General features: G+C 49.7%; 22 protein-coding genes. 16 read left to right on the forward strand and 6 right to left on the reverse strand.

The annotated features are described in order from the left end of the window. Window positions 1-3: 3 nt before the first annotated feature. From LLG46_04125 to LLG46_04140, 4 genes are all read right to left on the reverse strand, one after another. On the reverse strand, window positions 4-483 hold the full coding sequence (locus LLG46_04125) for a GNAT family N-acetyltransferase (protein MCE5322487.1): 480 nt from the start codon (window positions 481-483) through the stop codon (window positions 4-6). After that, complete coding sequence (locus LLG46_04130; protein MCE5322488.1) at window positions 480-713, reverse strand: 4-oxalocrotonate tautomerase family protein; 234 nt, start codon at window positions 711-713, stop codon at window positions 480-482. The genes LLG46_04125 and LLG46_04130 overlap by 4 nt, the downstream gene beginning before the upstream one ends. A 3-nt stretch (window positions 714-716) precedes the next feature. Further along, entirely contained in the window at window positions 717-1,652 is a 936-nt protein-coding gene (locus LLG46_04135) for a sugar kinase (GenBank protein ID MCE5322489.1), read from the reverse strand. A 77-nt stretch (window positions 1,653-1,729) separates the two neighbouring features. Then, window positions 1,730-2,512 carry a hypothetical protein gene (locus LLG46_04140; GenBank protein ID MCE5322490.1) on the reverse strand — a complete coding sequence of 261 codons (783 nt, stop codon included), beginning with the start codon at window positions 2,510-2,512 and terminating at the stop codon, window positions 1,730-1,732. Between the two features lie 95 nt (window positions 2,513-2,607). On the opposite strand from LLG46_04140, the gene LLG46_04145 reads away from it, so the two are divergent. The 4 genes from LLG46_04145 to mraZ all read left to right on the forward strand — a co-directional run bounded on the left by LLG46_04145 (window position 2,608) and on the right by mraZ (window position 7,490). Further along, window positions 2,608-3,204 (forward strand): RNA polymerase sigma factor, encoded by a 597-nt coding sequence (locus LLG46_04145; GenBank protein ID MCE5322491.1) that lies wholly within the window; start codon window positions 2,608-2,610, stop codon window positions 3,202-3,204. Then, window positions 3,204-6,227, forward strand: a complete 3,024-nt coding sequence (locus LLG46_04150; protein ID MCE5322492.1) for a hypothetical protein — start codon at window positions 3,204-3,206, stop codon at window positions 6,225-6,227. The genes LLG46_04145 and LLG46_04150 overlap by 1 nt, the downstream gene beginning before the upstream one ends. Before the next feature lie 184 nt (window positions 6,228-6,411). Then, window positions 6,412-7,035, forward strand: coding sequence for a hypothetical protein (locus LLG46_04155; protein ID MCE5322493.1), 624 nt, complete (start codon window positions 6,412-6,414; stop codon window positions 7,033-7,035). Between the two features lie 29 nt (window positions 7,036-7,064). After that, a complete protein-coding gene (gene mraZ / locus LLG46_04160; GenBank protein ID MCE5322494.1) occupies window positions 7,065-7,490 on the forward strand; it encodes a division/cell wall cluster transcriptional repressor MraZ in 426 nt (141 codons plus the stop codon). A gap of 149 nt (window positions 7,491-7,639) precedes the next feature. Here the strand turns inward: mraZ and LLG46_04165 are convergent, their stop codons facing one another. Beyond that, the gene (locus LLG46_04165) at window positions 7,640-8,284 is read right to left on the reverse strand and encodes a DedA family protein (protein MCE5322495.1); all 645 of its coding nucleotides are present in this window, start codon (window positions 8,282-8,284) and stop codon (window positions 7,640-7,642) included. Between the two features lie 225 nt (window positions 8,285-8,509). Here LLG46_04165 and LLG46_04170 point away from each other — a divergent pair, with 225 nt between their 5' ends. From LLG46_04170 to LLG46_04180, 3 genes are read left to right on the forward strand one after another with little or no spacing between them, the layout of a single operon-like run. Beyond that, complete coding sequence (locus tag LLG46_04170) at window positions 8,510-10,042, forward strand: B12-binding domain-containing radical SAM protein (GenBank protein MCE5322496.1); 1,533 nt, start codon at window positions 8,510-8,512, stop codon at window positions 10,040-10,042. After that, entirely contained in the window at window positions 10,011-11,174 is a 1,164-nt protein-coding gene (locus tag LLG46_04175; GenBank protein MCE5322497.1) for a galactokinase, read from the forward strand. Before LLG46_04170 ends, LLG46_04175 begins: the two co-directional genes overlap by 32 nt. A gap of 33 nt (window positions 11,175-11,207) precedes the next feature. Then, a complete protein-coding gene (locus LLG46_04180; protein MCE5322498.1) occupies window positions 11,208-11,726 on the forward strand; it encodes a zinc ribbon domain-containing protein in 519 nt (172 codons plus the stop codon). A gap of 9 nt (window positions 11,727-11,735) precedes the next feature. On the opposite strand, the gene LLG46_04185 is transcribed toward LLG46_04180, so the two are convergent. Further along, window positions 11,736-12,476, reverse strand: coding sequence for a prepilin-type N-terminal cleavage/methylation domain-containing protein (locus tag LLG46_04185; GenBank protein MCE5322499.1), 741 nt, complete (start codon window positions 12,474-12,476; stop codon window positions 11,736-11,738). Between the two features lie 257 nt (window positions 12,477-12,733). Here LLG46_04185 and LLG46_04190 point away from each other — a divergent pair, with 257 nt between their 5' ends. From LLG46_04190 to LLG46_04230, 9 genes are all read left to right on the forward strand, one after another. Continuing rightward, on the forward strand, window positions 12,734-13,657 hold the full coding sequence (locus LLG46_04190; protein MCE5322500.1) for a bifunctional riboflavin kinase/FAD synthetase: 924 nt from the start codon (window positions 12,734-12,736) through the stop codon (window positions 13,655-13,657). A gap of 483 nt (window positions 13,658-14,140) precedes the next feature. Continuing rightward, a complete protein-coding gene (locus tag LLG46_04195) occupies window positions 14,141-15,145 on the forward strand; it encodes a right-handed parallel beta-helix repeat-containing protein (GenBank protein ID MCE5322501.1) in 1,005 nt (334 codons plus the stop codon). A 181-nt stretch (window positions 15,146-15,326) separates the two neighbouring features. Next, window positions 15,327-16,574: a glutamate-5-semialdehyde dehydrogenase gene (locus tag LLG46_04200; GenBank protein MCE5322502.1), complete on the forward strand. Its 1,248-nt coding sequence runs from the start codon at window positions 15,327-15,329 to the stop codon at window positions 16,572-16,574. Next, window positions 16,555-17,202 carry a nicotinate-nucleotide adenylyltransferase gene (gene nadD / locus LLG46_04205; protein ID MCE5322503.1) on the forward strand — a complete coding sequence of 216 codons (648 nt, stop codon included), beginning with the start codon at window positions 16,555-16,557 and terminating at the stop codon, window positions 17,200-17,202. The genes LLG46_04200 and nadD overlap by 20 nt, the downstream gene beginning before the upstream one ends. Before the next feature lie 2 nt (window positions 17,203-17,204). Next, the gene (locus tag LLG46_04210) at window positions 17,205-18,446 is read left to right on the forward strand and encodes an LCP family protein (GenBank protein MCE5322504.1); all 1,242 of its coding nucleotides are present in this window, start codon (window positions 17,205-17,207) and stop codon (window positions 18,444-18,446) included. A 145-nt stretch (window positions 18,447-18,591) separates the two neighbouring features. Beyond that, window positions 18,592-18,906 carry a ribosome silencing factor gene (gene rsfS, locus LLG46_04215; protein MCE5322505.1) on the forward strand — a complete coding sequence of 105 codons (315 nt, stop codon included), beginning with the start codon at window positions 18,592-18,594 and terminating at the stop codon, window positions 18,904-18,906. A gap of 171 nt (window positions 18,907-19,077) precedes the next feature. Further along, window positions 19,078-19,749, forward strand: a complete 672-nt coding sequence (locus LLG46_04220; GenBank protein MCE5322506.1) for a tetratricopeptide repeat protein — start codon at window positions 19,078-19,080, stop codon at window positions 19,747-19,749. Window positions 19,750-19,752: 3 nt separating this feature from the next. Further along, window positions 19,753-21,966, forward strand: a complete 2,214-nt coding sequence (locus LLG46_04225; protein ID MCE5322507.1) for a hypothetical protein — start codon at window positions 19,753-19,755, stop codon at window positions 21,964-21,966. Between the two features lie 59 nt (window positions 21,967-22,025). Further along, window positions 22,026-23,039 carry a hypothetical protein gene (locus tag LLG46_04230; protein ID MCE5322508.1) on the forward strand — a complete coding sequence of 338 codons (1,014 nt, stop codon included), beginning with the start codon at window positions 22,026-22,028 and terminating at the stop codon, window positions 23,037-23,039. The last annotated feature ends 16 nt before the right edge of the window (window positions 23,040-23,055 follow it).

Consider the following 23,055-nt stretch of genomic DNA (forward strand, 5'->3'; position numbering starts at 1 on the left):
GGCTCAGGTAGACTTCTTATTCAAATCCAGCCTTGCAATAAACTCGCCCTGGAGCATCTGACCTGTCCGCTTGAAGCCTGCGCTCATATACAGCGCATGCGCCACGAAGTTCTCAGGGCGGTAACCGACAAAAATCTCATCGCAGTCAGGCAACTCACCCATAATTTCGATCAGCTTTATCAAAGCCGCTTTGCCGAAGCCGCACCTCTGGTGATCGACGTCTATCATCAATCTGTATATCCAATACTTGCCGTCATCCGGGTCCAGGCCATACATCGCAAAGCCGACTATCTCATCACCATGAAAAACAGCAAGCTGAACAAATGTAGGCTCAGCCTTAAACTCACGGACTTTATAGAAGTTGGGAGCTACAAGCCCACCCTGCTCCAACTTGAATGCAAGGTTCATAACCTCAGGCCATGAATCCTTGGTGACCTCTTTAAGCTCCACATCAACCATTACACGCGATCCTGCTGCGCTCATTTGTCTTTGACTTCTCCAACTCCCTGCATACCACATCCTTCCCCAAAGATGTCTGCATGTAACTTGCCGCCGCTGGCCCAGCTCTGCCGGTCCAACTCTTCTATGAACACGGTTACCCACTCCTGCTTTACATCGAGTGTCGATACGACCGCATCCGTAACTGCACGAACCAGTTTGCGCTTGGTCTCGATATTACGACCTTTTGCGATATTGATCGTGACAACCGGCATTGCTTAGGCTTCCCGTTCGGCAATAAACTTTTCGATTGCGGCCTGATCCTTTATTCCATCTGTTGCGCCGAGAGCCGTCACACAAAATGCACCCGTCGCATTGGCAAACCTGCCCGTGCGCTCCATGTCCCAACCATTCGCCAGACCGGCAAGGAAACCTGCCGCGAATGCATCGCCCGCACCCGTGGCATCAACCGCATCTACACGGTATATAGGGATTCGCACTTCCCCATCCGCACTCTTTATATAACAGCCGTCGCTGCCCATCTTGAGCGCGACCGTACCGACACCCCTATCCACCAATGCCTTAGCTACATCCGAGGGGTCATGTTTGCCGGTGACCATACGCGCCTCTTCTATGCTCGGCACCGCATAATCGACATACTCCAGGCAAGGTTCCAGCAATTTCATCCACTGACCCTTGGAGTCCCAAGCAGTGTCCAGCGCAGTTGTAACTCCAAGCCCCTTGGCCTTCTTGAGCACATTGGCCGTCGGCTGACCGTCGAACCCGGGCATCAAAAATGAACCGGCAATGTGCAGTATTTTCGAGTCTTTCACCACATCCCAGTTCACATCATCTTCGGAAAGGGTTGCGTTGGCACCCAGATAATGAATAAAACTGCGCTCGCCATCGCCGTGGACCATGACCATGGTCGCAGAGGTGGCAACAGACTTATCTCGGGCAACTCCGCTTGTGTTGACCCCACTTTTTTCTAGCAGGTTCACCATGAAATCGCCGAAACCATCCATCCCGACCTTGCCGATCACCGCAGTCTTGACGCCTATCTTTGCCAGGCCGATACCGGTATTGTTCGCGCAGCCGCCGCCATGAAGCTCCATCCTATCAACCAGGCTCAGCTTCCCTCTCTCGGGCAGACTCTCCACCGGCTTGCCTATTACATCAGCCACTAATATGCCTAAACACGTCACATCAAACATTAGCACAGCCCCCAATTCGGGATTTAGTATTTAAGATTTTTATTTGATATTCGCCTACAGGTAGGAGGACGCCGTAATTATTTGTTTGGCCAATTATCCTCCACAACTTCCGGCTCCTGCTCAACGATGCCATACTTGACGAAGAGTTCGCGCAAAGCATGGGTGACAAGGAACGCGGAGGCCCCTAAAAACAGGAACGCGATCCCAATAAACATGGGGACTACGCAGAGCACTGCAAACGCGATTATAACAAGAAAGAGCCCTACTGTAAAGCCGGGATTGTCCGCCAAAAGCAGGAATGACTTGCGTAAAATCACCCTCACACTCGGATTCGATTCCAACAAAAATTGACTGGCAAGCAGCGGCAGATGATAGACCAACATTAACAGCCACGTGAAAGTGGCATATCCGATCAAAATGGCTGGCACCGCGAAGATAAAAGTATGCCTGCTGCCGATCATCACAAAAAAGAAAATGAAATCCGCCACAAGGACAACAGTGATAATCGTGTCGATTATAAACATCTTCAGTGCGGGCTTGATGAGCTTGCGTATGCCGTCTAGTGTGTCCAGCAATATGGGATGCTGCCGATATGCAGACATACCGGCAAAATAATTAACACCTACAGCGCATAAGTAGGCGATAAAAACAGCAGGCAGCATTGATAATATTTTCACCACATTTGGTGTGCCTATAGACCGCCAGACAAATGACATAAGACCCGCAATCAGGGTCGTCAATACAAATGTGGTAAACGTCATGAATACAACATAGCCCAGGTGGTCATACGCGTCAATGAAACCCTTGCGTATAGCTCTGAATAGGCTCGGACGCATGGGAGTGATGTTATCATTATTCATACAAGTATTATACAGTATGAGGACAGACTCGGAAATGCGATTTCTGATGAACCTTTGCCTGGTGTGCGGTGTCTTGAGTTATGGAGGGCGTTTTGATGCGGTCCGATATGGATCTTCTGCAGGCGATACAACAGCAAGACACTGACGCGTTCGAGGTATTTTTCGAGCGCCATCGCGAGCGTGTCCGGCTTCATATCAGCAAAATCCTTCGCAATCCGGATGCGACAGAGGATGTTTTGCAGGAGACGTTCCTGAGAGTATGGCAGCACGCCGACCAATGGGACCACAGCGGCGCATGCATATCCTGGCTGCTTAAAATAGCCACAAATCTCGCGCTCAACAGCCTGCGATCATGGCGGCGAAAAAGGGAAGTGCCGCTGGAAGGACACAGCTCTACCGGTGAGCAGGAAAACTCTTCAGTCCCCGAGTGGATGGTGGATGAAGCGACTATTGGACCCGAAGAAGCTCTGGAGATATCGGAGCGGTTGGCAATGGCCAGGCGGTTGGTAGACGATCTGCCGGAAGAAAAACGTGAAGTGATCCGGCTTGTGCACGAGTCGGATATGGGAATCGGCGAAGCTGCGCAGACTCTGGGAATACCGGAAGGGACAATCAAATCGCGCCTTCATAATGCACGCAAACATCTTGCCCGGCAATGGGACAAGATATGCTCCGAATGGGAGGAACTCTGATGCAAGGCTCATACACAGCACCATGGCATAAAGCATCTTTCGATCACTTTGTGAATCAAAAACTACCGGAACTGCTCGCTGCAAAGCTTCCTCTTGCCGGATATAATGCCGAACAAGTGGATGATTACACATGTCGTGTGACAATTTCAATAGATGCAAACGATAACGAATTCAATGTGATATATGACATACTCAGCCCAGACAATGAGGGGATTTTTCGAGTTGACGACAGGCCGCGAGTGGTGGTGCCGATTGCATCATCCGCTCACCTGGATAAAGCCGAGATCAAATGCGTCGGTGAGCAGCTATATGACTATATTGAGGAGCGTATTGGAGAAACCGGACACGATACGCCCCCACCGGATGAGGATTTTATACGCACAATACTGCCTCTGGATATGTGGGTCCGCAGCCTTATAACATCCGCGGATGGTGACTACGACCACTGGGCGACTGGGCAAGCTCAGGATACAACCAACTGGCTGGCTGCAATAGCCCATCTAAGGCGAATTTTGATCGAAGACATAGAGGATGTCGTGACTCCGAGCCAGTTTGGCCGGGTATGCCCGTTCCAAACACCGGAAGGCCCCAACATCGGCCATATCTTCAGTATGGCTCTGGGAGCACGGATTGAAAACGGCAAAATCGAGATATTCGACAACTGCCCAAGCGCGAAGCTGGGACTCTCGGCATCCACAGTCCCTCTGCTTGAACATAACAATCCTGTCCACCAGTTGATGGGGGTCAACATGATGCGGCAGTGGATTCCGCCGATCAACCCGGAACAGGCAATGGTGCAAACAAGTAATGAGCCGGACGTGCCCGATTTCTGGTGCGGATACAACCTGCTTACTGCGTTCATCTTCTGGGGACCAGAGACATACGAAGACGGCATTATAATCAGCGAATCAGCAGCCAAGCGAATGCATTATGATATACCCGTAGAGGTCGGAGATAAATTCAGTAACCGGCATGGCGCAAAGGGTGTGATCGGAAACATATTGCCGGATGACGAGATGCCGCATATGACGGACGGCACGCCTGTCGAACTGGTCTTCAGTTTTTGCGGAATCGATAAACGCCTTAACTTCGGTCAGATCCGTGAAGCCCTCCTCGGCAGGATCGCGTATGCTGAAGGCAAGCCCATTATTGCGCCGCCGTTTGAAGGACCGTCCGAATCAGAGCTTAAAGAGCGCCTGGCAAAATCCGGGCTGCCCGATGATGGTATGGAGACCTTAACCAACGGCAAGGATGGTGAGCAACTTGCGCGCCGGAGCACTGTGGGATGGGTCTACTGGGGCCGGACCGTTCATATCGCATCCTATAAGATTCATTATGCCGTCAGCCCAGACGAACGGCTCAATCTGCAGGGCGAGTATGAATATCACGCTATGCGAGATATCGGAGCATATGCTAATATCGCTGAGACATACAACTTGCGATCTGTGGAGCGTGAAGACAGCCACACACTAGCAAAACGGGCAGCCGAGCACACCGTCGAATTGCCCGGACCGACAACACCTATGTTCGACAGGCTCAAAAAACACTTGAATGCGACAGGCATAAGCGCCGATTTCACCGGAAACAGTGTTGAGTTTAAAAAAACAGGCATTGAGGGTGACAGGCTCAACCTGGCATGCGCAGTCAGAGACCCATGGTCGGCTGGGCATGAGGTAACTGAAGTCGGTGTAATCGAAAACATTCCAGAATATCAATCACTGGTAGATATCAATGATAAGATGAGGCGTCTGCTGGCAACCAAAGCACCTGATAGTCTCAAGAGTAAGCTGAAAGCTGATTTGGAAACAGCAATAGAAGATTACTTCGATGCGCTCATATCTCACAAACAGATGTGCTTTTTTAATCAGGTGCTATTTAGTGGCAGAACAGTCCTATCGCCCGCTTCAGACCTGCATGCAGACCAGGTCGGTATACCGGATGAAATGGCTCGGGCGCTCTTTGGACCATTTGTGGAAAAGAAGACCTGCAAGCCTCTGAAGGATATGAAGGATGATGAGGCGTCACAAACCATAGACGAGATCATGGCGGACTCATGGCTAATTATAAATCGAGCGCCAACGTTTATGCCTACCTGTCTGCTGGCTTTTCATCCCATCCGAGTGCCGGGTAGATCGATCCGCCTGCACCAGATCGCATGTATGCTCCTAAACAGCGACAATGACGGCGACCAGGCTGCCGTCTTCCTTCCGCTTACAGATGAAGCTCAGCGCGAAGCAGGTGAACTGATGTCGATAGCAGGTCACTTGAGGCGTGATCACTCGCTGATAAGATGGATCAGCCCGACAAATGAAGCCATGTGGGGACTTGCCCAGCTAAGCCGAAGCACAGCGGGTCTGGACAAGATCGAAACAATAATCGGAGCCGAAATCGGCACTACCGGGTGCTTAATAACCAGAGACAAGGTTATAAGTGCGCTCAGCAAGTTACTCGGACGAGATGGAGTTGATGCTGCTATATCGGCCTGCGAGCAGCTTATGCGATTGGGATTTGAAGTATGCAAATCATCGGGCGCATCACTGAGCCCGTTTGCCGGATCGAGTCTGAAAAATGGGACTGAAGTCGACAAGGTCACTGAACTGATAGAGTCCGACACCGATTTCGACTCTGATGACATAGGTCCCCAACTTATCTCTGCAAAGAGCGGGGCTCGCAGTTCGGTGGAAAGTATCCGAAAACTCATTGGACCCTATGGACAGGCAACAGATGCATCAAACAGCAGTGTTTATATTTCAGGCGGGTTCAGAGATGGTATGAAGCTGGATCAAATATGGACGTTAGTCGGCGATACACGCAAGAAACTATCACAAGTTGCGCAGACGCTTCAGATCCACTATGTCTACGGTGCACAGGAGCTTAAACTCGCGCAAGGTTATGGCGTGCTGGCAAGGGCGATGCGGTCCGAAAAACCTGGAGTGGTTTTTGCAAATGCAGCCGTCCGCAATGAAACAGACCCGCTGGCAGATATAGACAGCAGGCTGTTTGTAGGGCTGCAAACCCCATAGTAATTTCACGCCCCACGCAACTTCCTCGGCGTGGGGCAAACATCTATCACACATCTCATTTGATCATCCCACATAGATTTTCAAAGTATGTATTGACGACACTGCTGCCTTGCAATATAATTTTGGGGTATAAAGTGGTAAATTGTGGTATATAGGGATACCATTGCACCAAAGGAGCTCCGAAATGCCCGCCAAATCAGAGAAAATGGATACAGTTCGGGAAATTTGCGTTGATCCCAAACCAAATGGCCTTAGAGCAGTTTATCTGGTCGAAACACGCTCAGAAAATGAAGAGCGAGAAATTGCCAGACTCTTTTCCGAACTGGAACCCGAACTTATGATCAGGCAGCTATCAAAAGGAAGACTCGTCAGCTATGTCGTACAGGCACATGAATCAAATGCAAGTATGCTCAATGAAATCGAAGATGTTCTGAAAAACAACTATGCATTTGTCGTTACCCAGAGATCGTTTGATGAACTAAGCTGCCGCATCATAAAAGAACTTGCAAGGCATACGGGAAGTAGACTCCTGCCGATTCCGAAATGCAATATCTGTGGCAATGTGGACCCATTTCCAACTACCACCGTCAACCTCTCTGATAATGATGGGGGTGTGCTGGCAACCAGGAGTTATTGCGCAAGATGCACGGCAGAAGCAGCCGCAGCCGGCAACAAGGTAAACAACATAGAATTTATTAAGTCCCTGCTGGCGGCAGATGAGCATAATTTCGATGGGATCAAACACGCCAGACTTGTTCGACATCCATCACGCAAACGACCTATACGATATCGCGTATTTGATATTTAGAATTTTATATTTTAGATTTGGGAATTAGATTGTTTTCAGGCGCATACGAACATACAGTAGATGATAAAGGACGAACCGTCATTCCTGCGCGCTTCCGGCAAAAGCTGGGTGAGCGATTCGTAATGACAAAAGGTCTGCACGGCTGTTTGTGGGTGTTTCCTGAAAATACTTGGACGCAAATTCAACAAAAACTCACACCTAAAACGCTCCTGGACGAACGAGGAGTCAAGCTCGAACGATATTTCCTGGGCGCAGCATGTGAGTGTACGCCCGACAGGCAGGGCCGCGTGCCGATGTCTTCGATCTTAATGAACCACGCCGGCATAAAGACCGGCGATGCGATTTCAATAATCGGATTGAGCGATAAAGTCGAAATATGGAGCACGTCCAGATGGGATGAGTTTAATGCAGGATTGACCGACGATGTTATCGCGGAACTGGGCAGGGATGCCTAGCGCGCATTATTCACGAGAAACGTGAATGATGCGCGGCCCGGACCCGAAATAGCTCGACGAGCATAATTCGGGCTAGAACCCGTGATACTCGCACCAAGGCAAGAAAAACAGCCGGAGGCAGGGATGCCCCGGCTGTTTTTCCTTAAAACTTATGATTGCGTCTTTTTCCGATATTCCTTTTCGCTCTTGATATGGTGATAAACATACAGCACTATAAGGATCACTATTACAGCCAGAATTGCAGTGTCTGCTTTATGAAAATAGGGTTTTAGCGTGGTATCCCACTGTGGTCCCAAGGCTTTGCCAACCCATGCGAGAGCAATACACCAAGGCAGCGAACCAAGGAAAGTATATAGGATGAACCGCCAGAATTTCATTCCTGATATCCCGGCGGGAAATGAAATGAACGTCCGAACTACCGGCATCAGACGGCTGAAAAATATAGCAGCATCGCCATATCTTGCAAACCACGCATCCGCTTTATCCAGGTCTTTGTGGCGGATGAGTATATAGCGGCCGTACTTCTCGATAAACGGCCTGCCGCCGTATTTACCTGCCCAATACGCCACCATCGACCCCCATACACACCCGAGCGCACCTGCCACACCCATACCCCAGATGCTGAACTGCGACGGGTCCTTAAAGACCAGATATCCACCATAGGGCATAATAATCTCACTTGGCAAAGGTATGCAGGCACTCTCGATACCCATCATTATCATAATGCCGTAGTAACCGAGTGCCTCGATATTCGTTGTGGTCCATTGTGTTATTGCGTGGAGTATTGACTGCAATTGATTCCCCTGTTTGAAGTAGATTGATAAATTATACCATTTATCCTTGTGCATATCGATGCGAGGGTATAACATGATGACGGCTCTCTATGCTCTACACCGCGGAGACAGTCCGCGTACAGATGATTCGGGTGCTCGCTCGGGTCATTTCAGTCTGGTTTCCTTCGCAGTGCACATGGGGTAAGTTTTGGCGAGTGTTAAATCTCGCGAAAGGAGACCGTCGAGTTGTCTAGAATAAGAAAAGTCACGTTTGTTGAACCTAAACCGCCGGGCTATCATGTCTACTCGGGCATAGCGCTGCCCAGGCTCGGCCTGCCTCTGATGGGCGCTATGCTTAAAAATAAAGGCATAGACGTGTCCATATACTGCCAGGATATTCAGGATGTGGACTACACTGATCTGCTCTCGTCAGATATGATAGGCATATCCACCACAACTTCCACCGCACCTGAAGGCTACAAAATTGCCCAGTTGGCTAAAGAAGCCGGGATACCGGTCGTAGTCGGAGGATCGCATGTGACTTTTCTCGCTGAAGAAGCACTTCAGCACGCAGACTATTGCGTAAGGGGCGAAGGCGAATATGCGATGGTTGAGCTGGTGGAGGCTTTGGACAACGGCTCAGGACTGGCTAATGTTGCGGGTCTGTCATACAAGGTAGGCAATGAGATCAGGCATAACCCTGCAAGACCGCTGGTTTGTGACCTGGATGCGCTGCCGTTCCCGGACCTCTCGCTCATCAAAGGGCATGAAAAGATCAAAATTACACCAATTGCAACCTCGCGAGGATGTCCATTCGACTGCAGCTTCTGCTCGGTCACCAAAATGTTCGGCAGGAAATACCGCGAACGCAGCATCGCAAACGTAGTAGAAGAAATAGAGCAGCTTGAACCCAAAAGTATTTTTTACTATGACGACAACTTCACGGCGGACCGTGAACGCACGAAAGTGCTGCTCGACACCCTTCTTTCAAAAGGGATCACGCCAAAATGGACGGCTCAGGCGCGGGTGGATGTGGTAAAAGACAAAGATCTGCTCAAGCTGATGAAACGCTCGAACTGCAGTATGCTCTATATAGGTTTCGAGTCGGTGAACCCGGCCACACTCAAAGAATATAACAAGCGGCAATCTGTGGAAGAGATAGCTGAATCAATACGGATACTGCATCATTATGGGATCATGACGCACGGAATGTTCGTCTTCGGGGCTGAGAATGATGACGCTCAGAGTCTGCGGACAACACTCAACTTCGCCCTCAAAAACAACATAGACACAACTCAGTTCATGATCCTCACCCCTCTGCCGGGCACGCCGTATTATGACAAGATGGTCAGTGAAGATCGGCTGCTCACAAGGGACTGGCAGCTCTACGACGGACAGCACGTCGTCTATCAGCCAGTAAAGATGAGCCCTTATGAACTCCAGAAAGAGACATTCAAGGTCATGAAGCGCTTTTACAGTCTGCGAGAGTGTGTTAAAATGCTCTGTGGACTGGAAACGCTCAAGTTTACGTTCAAAATCAACTTGAGCATACTCAGCGGAAAATGGGACTGGGCAAAAAAGCAGATATATAACCGCGCATGGAAATGTTTCTATCGCGCGTACGGACATAAGCTGATCCGCCGCTGGGAAGAAGCCAACAAAGACTTCGGAGAAAGGGTTAAGGCGCTGGCTGAAAGGGCGCGCGCACTGCGTGCGGCGAAGATGACCTCGCCAAAAAAGTTGATTGATGTCTACCAGGTTAAACAAGATAAAAGCTGATTTCGAGCGGCTGTACGGCTCTTCACCAACAATAATTGTAAAGGCTCCCGGCAGAGTCGATCTGATGGGTAATCATACTGACTATAATGGCGGGTTCGTGCTGCCGGTGGCTGTGAACCTCGATGTGATTGCAGCAGGGCGGCTTCGAGATGATGGGACGGTTTCGGTATACTCACAAAATTTTGAAGCAGAGTCAAAATTTTCGCTCAACGATATCGTCCATGATGATGTAAACACATGGAGCAACTATGTGCGTGGGGTGGTGCTTTTTCTGCAGGAAGCGGGTATCGAACTGCGCGGCGCAGATATCGTGATGCACGGAAATGTGCCGATAGGCTCGGGAATGTCCAGCTCGGCAGCTATCGAGATGGCGACCGGCTTCCTGTTCCAGAGCCTGCTTGGGTTCGACCTTGGCGGACCGGAAATGGCATTGATCGGCCAGAAGGCTGAGAACAAGTTCGTAGGAGTCAACACCGGCATCATGGACCAGTTTATCTCGCGGCTGGGTAAAAAAGACCATGCGCTCTTTATCGACTGCCGCACCCTGGAATATGATCAGTTTCCACTCGACACATCCAGGGTAAAGATAGTCGTCTGCGACACCATGAAGCGCCGCGGATTGGTTGACAGTGAGTATGATCTGCGGCGGAGTCAATGTGAGGAAGCATCGAGACTCTTTGCAAAGTGGATTCCAAATGTAACTCAGCTCAGAGATGTCTCGCCCGCCGATTTCGAGAAGTATAAGGACAAACTACCGGATGTGGTGCGAAAACGCGCTGAGCATGTGATCTACGAAAACGAGCGTGTGTTGCAGAGCCGGGCTGTGCTCGAAAAGGGTGACTTCGAGGGCTTCGGAAAGCTGATGAATGCCTCTCACGACTCTGCACGCGATCTGTATGAAGTGAGCTGCGCTGAACTTAACGCGATGGCAGAGGTGTGCCGCAATGCGCCAGGCTCGCTGTGTAATAGAATGGCCGGAGCAGGATTCGGCGGATGCTCTGTCAGCCTGGTAAAAGATAAATTCGTGGAACAATTTACATCGGTGGTAGCCGTAGAATATGAAAAGAAGACGGGGCTTGCTCCAAACCTATATATCTGCACTGCAGAAGATGGAGCATGCGTAATAGAGTAAATAGGCATTTTCTGATAGAGAAGGTGACAAGACGTGAAATGCAAAAAATGCGGTGCTGAGCTTCATGAAGACCAGAAAGTGTGCATAGCATGCGGAACACGCACGATCCGCGGCGATAATTATGAATATGACAGCCAGGTTGCATGGCGACCGTCAAGAAATATGTGGATCGCGGCAGCAGGCGTAGTGGTGCTTGTAGTCATCGCGATAATCCTCAACTCCATGCGCACGGTTCCGCCGAAAGATGTCGCAAATGAATGGTTTAGCGCAATGACCCAGAGAAAAGTCAGGGATGCACGCGAGTTGTCGACGCCCCGCTTGGAGGAAGACCTTCAATCACGTGGGATGGATTTGATCGCGATTTCTGAAGAATATTATGGCGACATTACGTCCAGCGGCGGCTCATTTGAAATCAGCAACCCCAAACCCGCCGGAAAAAATGCGCTCAGTTTCGATGTCTCCATAAACTATAATGATGGTGAACCGACTCGCGGCTATTGCCTTGAAATGGTTAAAGTGGGACGGCAGTGGCGTGTCGATAAGATAATGTAGTGTCGCTGCTTAATGGCTTCTATTATCGACATACCAGTAATGGCCGTTTGTTTGCCAATTATAAATATAGGTCTTGTTAAACCACTTTGCGTGACCATCACAAAAAATGAAGATCGCTCCACCATTGTGCCTGAAATCCGGAGGAACATAAAAGCTGCCGGAAGTAAGTGCTTTGATGACATCATTAAAGGCGTTCCTTCCAGTGTAGCCGGGGAATAGGTAAGCAATATCGGAATCATCGCTGGACTTGCTGTCACCAAATGCAATGTGCCTGCTCGCTGATACCAGATCAGATATATTGTAAGGGTCGGGTGTATACATATTGCTGTTTTTGCCGCGGCCGACACCATTAGCCTTGCCGCCTCCACCGTCACTTGTGTTGTAGCCCCATCCGCCGGTCTTCCTATCGGCATCCGCGCTGTAACCAGCCGTTGTGTCTGCAGTGAAACGCCTGCTTGGAACAGACGGGCAGGTATATACATCCAGGCTCTTTGTGTATTTGTACAAACCATGCGCCCATGTCAGTGTGCTGTCACCAGGTCTAAACATCCAGCAGAGCGGGAACTTACCGTTGTGGTCATCCAAATACAAATTTAAGGCCATTCCAAGCTGCCCACCGTGTTTGAGACAGACAGTCTGCCTGGCTTTTTCCTTCGCACCGGCAAACACAGGAAACAGTATTGCCGCCAGTATCGCTATGATTGCAATTACTACCAGCAGCTCGATTAACGTAAACCCTCTTTTTCTCATCGCAGCAAACACCTCTCCCAAGATGACCTAATCAGCATTTCAATCTAAAAAATACCATATGCTATTTTTTAAGCTACATAATGCATGGTATTTGTATTATGCATCCGCCATGGCAGTTTGTCAATAAGTATATTGACGTAATTGCAATATATAGAATTATTGCCTCTTTACTTGCCTGTTTGCGCACTATTATCTACAATAATGTGTGTTATGGTGGAGCCATCGGTCTGTCAGCTCTGGAGTTTTATGAGGAGTAAATGAGCGTTATATACGGCTTTGACAATGTTGGACGAGAGTCAAATGGACGTGCGGTTGCAATAGGTGTGTTCGACGGCGTGCACTGGGGACACAGGGCGATCCTGGAAAAGCTGGTGCATACCGCTGGCGAACATGGGATCAAAAGCGCTGCACTTACATTTGACAAACATCCTGCCGAAATTCTCGCTCCAACTCGTGCTCCGCAGTATATAAACAGCCTCGACCAAAGGATAGAACTCATCGAAGAGATGGGTGTCGATGAAGTGATTGTGGCTGAGTTCGACCACACACTCGCAAACCTGACACGCGAAGACTTTGTTGACAAAATTCTCCTGAAAACTCTGCAGACCAGACAGATTGTGATCGGCTCGAATTTCAGGTTCGGCAAAGACCGTGCCGGAGATATTCGATATCTCAACGAAATATCTTCAGACACAGGCATTGGCATTACCGCAGTGTCGGCAGTCATTGTCGACGGCGGACCGGCAAGCAGCACTCGTATTCGTGCGCTTATATCTCGCGGCGATATGCCCGGTGCCACAAAACTTCTCGGCAGACCGTTCGCACTGCGTGGAGAAGTAGTCACAGGAGAACAGATTGGCCGCACACTCGGCTTTCCGACAGCAAATATACGAACGGCTCCACGTCAAATCATACCCGCACGCGGCGTATATGCTGTCGAATCCACTATTTCCAATACCACATATGCCGGAGTATGCAATATCGGCAGCAGGCCCACATTCGGTGGGGACAACACCACCGTTGAAGTACACTTCTCTGACTTCGTCGGAGACCTATATGGCAAAAAACTTGATATAACGTTCCTCCGACGCATGCGCGATGAGATAACTTTCGACAGTCCTGAAAAACTCGTTGAACAGATCAGAATGGATATAGAAAAAGCACGCGAAAACAGCATCTAAGTAAATCACTGTTGGTCGCTTGTATACCACTATAGTTTTTCACACCAGTAAAACCACATACAAACGTGCAATTTACTAAGTCAGATTTCCACAGGAAATGTGACTCTTTACTGACCGTAAATTGCTTAGCTTAATCTATCACCACACCCCAAAGAATTAAGCCCAACGTTGACAATTAACCTGCATATTTCAGAATGATTGACAAAATACCAGACACAGTCACACACGTGCATAATCTTCCACGATACGATGAATGAAATATATTATATTCATCATTGATTCTCTAATGGACGCTTGTTATCATATGCTCATTGATGGGTTAGTCAGGTTCATATCGAACGGAGGTGAACAGATAATATAGAACAATTACGATTGACATCGTGTTGAATGGATGCATAAATTGCAAAAAATGCAATCTCAATGCCAATAAGACCTATCGACCACCCGTCTGGTTTCCTCATTAACTTGAACAGGAGGCAATTGATGAAGAACAGATTTAGCTTTTTTGTGTTGGCAGTATGTTTGCTCATTATTGCGGCAGTGTCGGCTCAGGCATCAGTAATCTATGTAAAGACTGACGGCAGTGACGGAAATGACGGCTCGACATGGGCATTGGCCAAGGCCACCATAGGAGGAGCCTTGAGCGTGGCCTCAAGCGGTGATGAGGTGTGGGTCAAAACAGGCACATACTCGCTTTCCACCGCAATACCTACCGGTGTAAAGCTCTTTGGAGGCTTTGACGGCACGGAAACTTTACTTGACAGCAGAAACTGGGGCAGCAACACTACGACCATCAATAGTGGTTACATTACTGCAACAGTCACCAGCGGTTCGTCCGCTATCGACGGTTTTATACTGACAGATCTGTCGGGAATCGACCTTACCGGAGATGTCACATTCTCACATAATGAGGTGGTTGACTGCGATAATATCGACCCTGTGATCTCTTGTACGGGTGTTGTCAAGCTGGTCAACAACCTTATCTATAACAACAATGGTTATGAGACACGCCACGAGTCAACATGCACGATCACTTGTGCCTCCAGCAACGGCGATGCGATTATTGTTAACAACACAATATCGGACAACGGCTTCTCGGATGGTGGTGGAGCTGCCATTTATTGCACGGGCACACCAGACATTGCGAACAACATCATAGTATTCCAAGCAGGTAATGGAATCTATGATGCGTCAGCAGGAACACCGACTGTTTCCCATAATTGTGTGTATGGAAACGCAATCGCTAATTATCAGGGTTTCCCAATCAATTGGCAGCCGGATAATGACATCAATGTAGACCCGGAATTTTGGGACCGGCCTAATGACGATTATAGACTCGATAGAGACTCAGTGTGTGAAGAAATGGGCAGCAACAGCTACATTGATTCCTCTAGCGGTCTCCCTGACTATGCGAGAACAAAGGATTTTTGGCATCATCAGCGCATCGCTACGATTGTCGACATAGGCGCCTTTGAGTCATGGGATTAACGACTTACCCCTAGAATTTTAGTCACTATTAGGCTGGCATTGACATTCTTATGAGTGTCTGCCAGCCTTTACTGATTCTATCCCAAAACTATAAGCATAAACCTTGTATCCAAAATGCCAGGCACTGTATAATGATATATAATCTGGTAAACATATGACCCGATTTCAAGGAGCAAGGTAGATGTCTGAAGTCGAACTAATCTGCAAAAAGGCTAAAGCCGCTGCGCCATTGCTGGCTTCAACTGGAACCGCCATAAAAGACAAGGCTCTGATGGCAATGGCCGATGCATTCGAGACCAACAAAGCCGCCATATTTGAGGCGAACAAAAAAGACCTCGCATCTGCCGAAAAGGCCGGCATCGGCCAGGCAATGCTCAAACGCCTCGAACTGACCGACAAGAAAATCGTTCAGATGGCTGACGGTGTTCGCCAGATAGCTGCACTCCGCGACCCGGTGGGCGAGACAATCGACGGATATCTGCGGCCCAACGGTATGGAAGTACGCCGGGTGCGCGTGCCGATAGGCGTAATTGGGATCATATATGAGTCAAGACCGAATGTCACTGCCGACGCCGCGGCGATCTGCCTGAAATCCGGCAATGCCGTCATACTTCGAGGCGGCTCTGAAGCGATCAATTCCAATATGGCTATCGCCAAACTCATTAGCGATGCGATCACCTCAGTCGGCATGCCAGACGGAGCAGTCCAGATAATTACGACTACCGACCGTGCTGCAGCGCGTGAACTGATGACCATGAAGCCATATGTGGACTGTCTGATACCACGCGGCGGCAAAGGTCTGATAAAGACAGTGATAGAGAATTCGACTATTCCCGTGATCGAACACGGAGACGGCAACTGTCATGTATATGTGGACGGCGCCGCGGATATCAAGATGGCCGATGAGATCGTCTTTAACGCAAAGGTTCAGAACCCCAGTGTGTGCAATGCAATGGAGACTCTGCTGGTGAGCGAACAAATCGCCCCCAAGTTTCTTCCTATTATATGTAAGCGTCTGGCTGATGCAGACGTCGAGGTCCGCGCAGATGAAAAATCTCGCGCAATCGTGCCGGGACTAATAGAGGCGACCGATGATGACTGGGCTACCGAATATCTCGACCTCATCCTTGCCGTAAAAATTGTATCGGGGGTTGACGAAGCGATCGAGCATATAGACAAATATGGCAGCAGGCATACCGAAGCGATTGTGACAGAAGACTATAGTGCGGCGCGCAAATTTACAAACCGGATCGACGCGGCGGCGGTGTTCGTCAATGTCTCCACGCGCTTTACGGATGGATATGAATTCGGCAAGGGAGCCGAGATGGGTATCAGTACTCAAAAGCTACATGCTCGCGGACCAATGGGTATCGAGGAGATGACGACGTATAAGTATATAGTGACGGGCAATGGACAACTCAGAGGATAAAGCCATCTTCCATCACCCATCACCCGGCATCCGACACCTGGGAGTAATGGGAGGCACGTTCGACCCGATCCATTACGGTCACCTGATACTTGCGGAACAGGCAAGAGAGAGGTTCGACCTGGATAAAGTGCTGTTTATCACGGCGTCAGACCCGCCCAATAAGTCGGGGAATGATATAGCTCCGGCTCTTGCGAGGCACAAAATGGCGTATCTTGCCGTAAAAGATAATGCGAGCTTCGAGTGCTCGACGATAGAAATCGAGCGCGGCGGAACGTCTTATACGATAGATACGTTATTACAACTGAAACAGCTCTATGGCGAAAATGTCGACATCCATCTGCTGCTTGGAGCCGATGAAGCGGCAATGCTTATGAGCTGGCGCGACCCATACGGCATTCAAGAACTGGCCAAGATTGTGGTGGCGAATAGACCCGGTCAGGAAGTCGAAGACGTGCTCAGACTCCTGCCTGAAAACTTCGCGATCAATATCGAGCCGCTGAAGATGCCCGGTGTGGACATATCGTCCACCGATCTGCGCGAGAGAGTGCGATCAGGTAAGTCGATCAAATATCTGGTGCCTGAGTCGGTGGAAAACTACATCATGAATAATGGTTTGTACAGGGGGTAAGGATGCGAGGCACATCCTTTTGGATTATTGCCCTGGTTGTTGTTGTTGGAGCCGCGTTGGGTATTGCCGGAGGGAGTTTCCTGGCCGTCATGCTTCCGTCCATGCGAGCGACAGGAACCGGCTGGGAGTCACTGCTGAACGGTCCTTTCGGCAATAAACGTCAGGTCAGAATATTGATGATCGGTGAGGACGACACCTCAAAGCGCAACTCGAACGGCTATGGATTGTCGGACACGCTGGTGGTGATGGCTATCGACACAAAGACCAAGGAAGTGCGGGCGATATCTATTCCTCGCGATACAATGGTCGACATCCCCGGACATGGCACATGCAAGATCAACTCGGCCAATGTTCACGGCGGTCCTACACTGGCTATGCAGACCGTCCAGAACCTTTTGGGCGTTCCCATCGACTATTACGTTATGACCAATACCTCCGGCCTGCGGGGACTTGTGGAACTGGTGGGTGGTGTGTATATAGTCATCGATAAGGATATGCATTACACTGACCGCCATGGCGGACTGTATATCAACCTGCATGCCAGCCCGAATAAGCAGCTTTTGAATGGTAAGCAAGCTGAAGGCTATGTGCGGTTCAGGCATGACGCAACCGGCGACAGCGGCTATAAGATGAAAGACGGCAAGATGGTCCCGGCTGGTCGGATCGTGCGACAACAGTACTTTATGCGTGCGCTTGCAAACCGAGTCCTGAGCATCCCGACCAAGCGCGGCCGAGCCGACGTTTTGCGTAAGGCTTACGAAAAGAAATACATAATGAGCAACCTCAACTTGACCGACTGGGACGGCCTGGCCGACTTCTTGAAAGACTTCAAGCCCGAAGAGATGGTCATGAACGTGCTGCCGGGGCATCCACAAAACATTAACGGCGCGAGCTATTGGGTTGCCGACATGAACGAGGCTCAAGAAGTAATATCTTATAATCTGCTCTTCCTTGGCAGCAAAAAAGGAGACGAGCCGAAGGTCGAAGTCCTCAACGGCTCCGGCATAACGGGAGCCGCCCGCAAGGCTGCAGAAAAGCTGCAGAACGCGGGATTTGATGTGACCAGGACGGATAATGCGCCCAGTTCCGATTATCCCGAAAGCTGCGTTATCGCCCATAAAGGCAAGACCGAACCGGTCCAACGAATCGCTAAACTGATGAACTGCACCGACATTCGAGAAGAGGCAAAAACCGATGGCGAGGCGGATGTGACCGTCATTGTCGGAAGAAATTACAGCGACTAAGTAAATACGGCCTTGAACTTGTATCAAAGAATATGCTTCTAGTATACCGAAATCTAGGCCAAGACGTGCAATTTACCTGGCGTAAATTGCTTAGCAAGGAGTCATAACTATCGAGACACAAGAAAAGCTGGACATAGTCCTTAGAATTCTCTCAGAAAAGAAAGCCGAAAATATTGAGGTCATGGAGGTCGGCAAGAGAACACTGCTGGCCGACTATTTCGTGGTCTGCAGCGGCACATCCAACACCCATATCAAGGCTATCGCGGACGGACTTCTGGTCGACGGCAAACAGGCCGGTCTGCGCAAGGACCATGCCGAGGGTTATGCTCAGGCGAAGTGGGTGCTGGTTGACTATGGAGATGTCATCGTGCATATATTCGCAGCCGAAGAGCGCGAGTATTATGACATAGAATCACTCTGGAAAGAAGCCGCGGTCAAGCTGGAGCGAGAGACTCAGTAGGCCATAAATATGAAAAAAAGCAGCAGTGGATCGTCCGGGGTATTCTTGCCCCGGACACACTTGTTCAGGGCATTCCTGCCCTGATTCTTTGCAATGCGCAAATGCAGCAGGCAAGAATGCCCGTGAAGACAGGTCGGAGGCAGGAATACCTCCGACCATCGGGAAAGAGACATGGAAATCAAACAGCAGGCAGAATTTGATCGGTTGATGACAGCCGCGCATGTCCACCGGCGCAGAGGCGACTATGATGAGGCCGAGCGCACTATAAAGCAGGCTCTGGAAATATCACCCGATGACCTGGATGCACGGGAGTTTGCCGCCGATATGCTGTTTGCTCGGGGCAAGCTGGAAGAGGCTGTCGAGGCGTATAAGGCCATTATGTCTGCTGATAAGTCGCGGGCATCGGCCGAGGAAAAATACGCGAAAACAATACTGCAGATAGCCGAAGGCAAACGTCAGCAAGACCTGCTGAAAGATATGCTGGAAAACCCCAAGAAATATCGCAGCAGACAACCGGCGCGCAGTCCGGCTGTGGCCGCCATACTTTCGATCGCTCCAGGGTTCGGACAGATATATAACGGCCAGTTCGTCAGGGGTGTCGTGATCTTTGTTGTCACCATGGTTTTCTGGCTGTTTTTCTATCTGCTCACACCCGATGTGAGCACGTTTCCCACTGATAAACGACTCACTGCATTTATTCAAAACCTCCCACCACTCGCTGTTGTCTTTGCGCTTGTGGCCGTCTTCTTGCAGGTGTATGCATTCGTAGACGCCCCTGTTTGCGCCAGCAAACAGAAAGAAGAACAAAACGCCCAGAACCAGAATCGGTCGGAACCCGATTAAATCATGCCATTACGCCGCTGGATCAAATATTTATCCGCAGTCATATTCCTTTTCGGCATTGCTGCGCTTTTGTATGTGAAGCTCAATATATCGCCCAGGCAGTCACTGTTTGCAGACTTCGTCCCATCAGCAGATGGCAAGATATGGAGTGTGATAGGCAGCACAGATTCGCCAAAAGAAGCATATGTCGGCATGGACGGCTCTCTCCAGAGCGGCCGGACCGACTATGCCATATATTGGTATCTCTATGACAGAAACTCGCACAGCCTGCTCAAGCCCAAACATATACGCAGGTCTCTGCTGGACGGCCACTTGCCCTGCCCTATCGTTGAATGGACTGAAAAAGGCATCAATACAAAGATCACGTCGTTTGTGGACGCGGAGGATATCTGCTTCTCGGCCATAACTATCAAGAACACCACCCGGCAGGATCGCTCGCTCAATGTATTCATGGCGGCGCTGCCATATGGCGTGACGGGCAGGATGCAGAGCGCAAAGAGCATCGAATACAACAGCCGTGAAAACGCTCTTGAGATCGATTCGCAAAGAATATATTGTGATAGTCGGCCGAAGGGCTTCGGAGCCGTCATATCATCGCAACAAGACAACAGACTGATAGATATAACCGGCTATATAGCAAACGGCGCTCTGCCCAGATACGGCTCTCATAAAACACACAGAAAATCTCAGGTGATATCAGGGGCGATAGGGTATGAGATAACCCTCAAACCCGGCAGTGCACGCACGTTTACATTCAAAACACCTGTATCGAACAGATTTGGCTCGGCAGGAGAAACGTCCTCCCATTGGGATAAAGCAATGCAGTCGTTCAGAAAAGAATGGGGGAAACAGCTATATCATGTGAAGCTGTCTCTGCCCGACAAACGATATGCCGACTGTTTCTATGCAAGCCTGGCATATCTGATGATCCTGAGTGATGACGGCGCGCCGAGGCCGGGTTCGGCTATATACGGACCGTTCTGGGTGCGCGACAACGCATATATTGTCGACGCATATTACTTCGCCGGTCGGCAGGATCTGGCTGCACAAAGCCTGGAACAGCTATACAAAATGCAGCTTCCAAATGGCGGATTTCGACCGCATACCGGCACCGGAGGCGACAGCGAATATGACGCCCCGGGTCAGGCTATTTACACGCTCGTTGGGCACTATCGCCGCACAGGTGATATTGATAGCCTGCGCAGAGCATGGCCTGCAATCAAGTCTGCAGCACGGTATATCAACGGACTACGCATGGATCGAGATGGGATACTGCCGCCGTCCATGTCAGCGGAAGACCTTGGTTCGGAAAAGCAGCAGCACTATTGGGACGATTTCTGGGCTGTGCGCGGCCTGCTGGATGCCTCATATGCAGCCGAAACCCTGGGTTATTATGATGATGCAAAACAGATCGGCAAGGCTGCCCAATCACTGATGGATGCGACCTGGACCAGCATTCGCAAGTCGGCTAAGCAGCACTCGCTTGACTATATCCCAAACGGACCCCAGGACCTGACAAGCTCGGCTATGGCTAGGGGGACATCGTGCGGAATATGGCCGACTGGAGTGTTGGAGCCGTCAGACCCGTTCGTTCGCTCTTCATTCGATATATACTGGAAAAAGTGGATCGGACCGCACAACGGAGGCTTCGAGCACAAAGGTGAGTTCTGGCCATACGCGGGCATGGATATGGCGATGGATTACCTGATTCTGGGTGAATATGGACGCTCGGCATCCATTCTGCGGTGGAGTATCAATCATGATCCGACCAAAGGGTTCTATTCCTGGCCGGAGGGCATGAATATGAAGAATCTGACCCTAGCTGCAGGAGATATGCCCCATGGCTGGATGTGTGCTTCATATATTAGCCTGATACGCAATATGCTGGTGCGTGAATCGGTAGATGGAATATTGATCGCATCGGGCGTGCCGCAAGAATGGCTCGAACCCGGTCGACAAATAAAGATAGCCGACTTTCCAGTATCAGACGGAAGAGTGACGTATTCGCTGAGCGCATCTAAAAATGCTATCGACATAGACCTGGACTGCACTACGAAAGTAAAAACATGCCGGATGATCCTGCCTAAATCAATAAAAGTAACCGCCCTGGTTGTCGATGGACACCGCATCAGTTCGTTTTCGGCCAATGAATGCGCTTTTTTAGCCTCTGCACACCGCATCACAATCAAAATCAACAACAAATCGCAAAATTTATGAAATCAAGGCTCTTGTATTGCGTCTAATAAATTGTATACGCAATGAGGAGGGCAATCGAAATGTCTACACGAAGTTTCATTCATCCGACTCGCTTTATGCAGGCAATATTAATCCTGTCACTCTGTTTCATACTGACTGGAAGCACATTTGCCGCCCGCTCAAATAACCAGGATCGCGGCAAAAATGACAAGCCAAGCGTCTCAAAGCGCGTAACCGACAACAAAGACAGCGCAAAGCCGGATAAGGCCAGTGACAACAAACGCACACAAGACAACAATCGCGACAAAGGTGATGCACGCGACACAAAGTCTGATCGCCCCTCCAAACCGGCGACGGACAATAAAAAACCAAATCAACCCGACAAACGAGTGAATGATCGAGATAAGAACGCATCTCGTGACCGCGATAGAGACCGTGATCGAGACCGATATATCAGCAGACCGCAAAATTCTAAAACACTGGTCCGCCGTGAGATCGCGGTTCAATGCCGGTACCCGTCAAAGCCTAATTATAGACCTGCTCACTATACACATTGGGTATTTGATATCAGAAGCACGCCAAGCTGCAGAAAGTCGGTCTATTTCTACTTCGGATACCTGCCGTATGTGAGCACGGCGCGTGTATATGTCGACCCGTACATATATGTTGAATATCGCTCTGCGCCGGTCATCATCAGCAATGGTTACTACCTATACAGGCAGCACACGACGCAGTTGGATGATGCTCTTGCCGATATCCGCAGTGCATGGCTTGATGGTAGAGTGGACCTTATAAAGAGGCATATCTCCTCGTCTATGAGGATTGCAGTCCTGCTGGACGGCAAATATGACTACTCGGTCGACTCTGACGATTATGCAGATATGACAAATGATGCAATCGACCAAATGAATACGGTCGGGTTTGTGTGGGAGTCGGTGAGGCAGCGCACAGACGGCAATTACACCGCATCCGCCAAGCATACATATATAGATGACTCCGGTCAGCAAAAGTCAGTCTACGTAAGCTATACTCTCGACAGGTATTACGATATAGTTGAGGTAGGCTCTTCCGAAACATCCCTGAACTATTATTGACCTCAATTGTAGACTT

Source organism: bacterium (assembly GCA_021371935.1).
Classification (GTDB): Bacteria; Armatimonadota; UBA5829; order UBA5829; family UBA5829; genus UBA5829.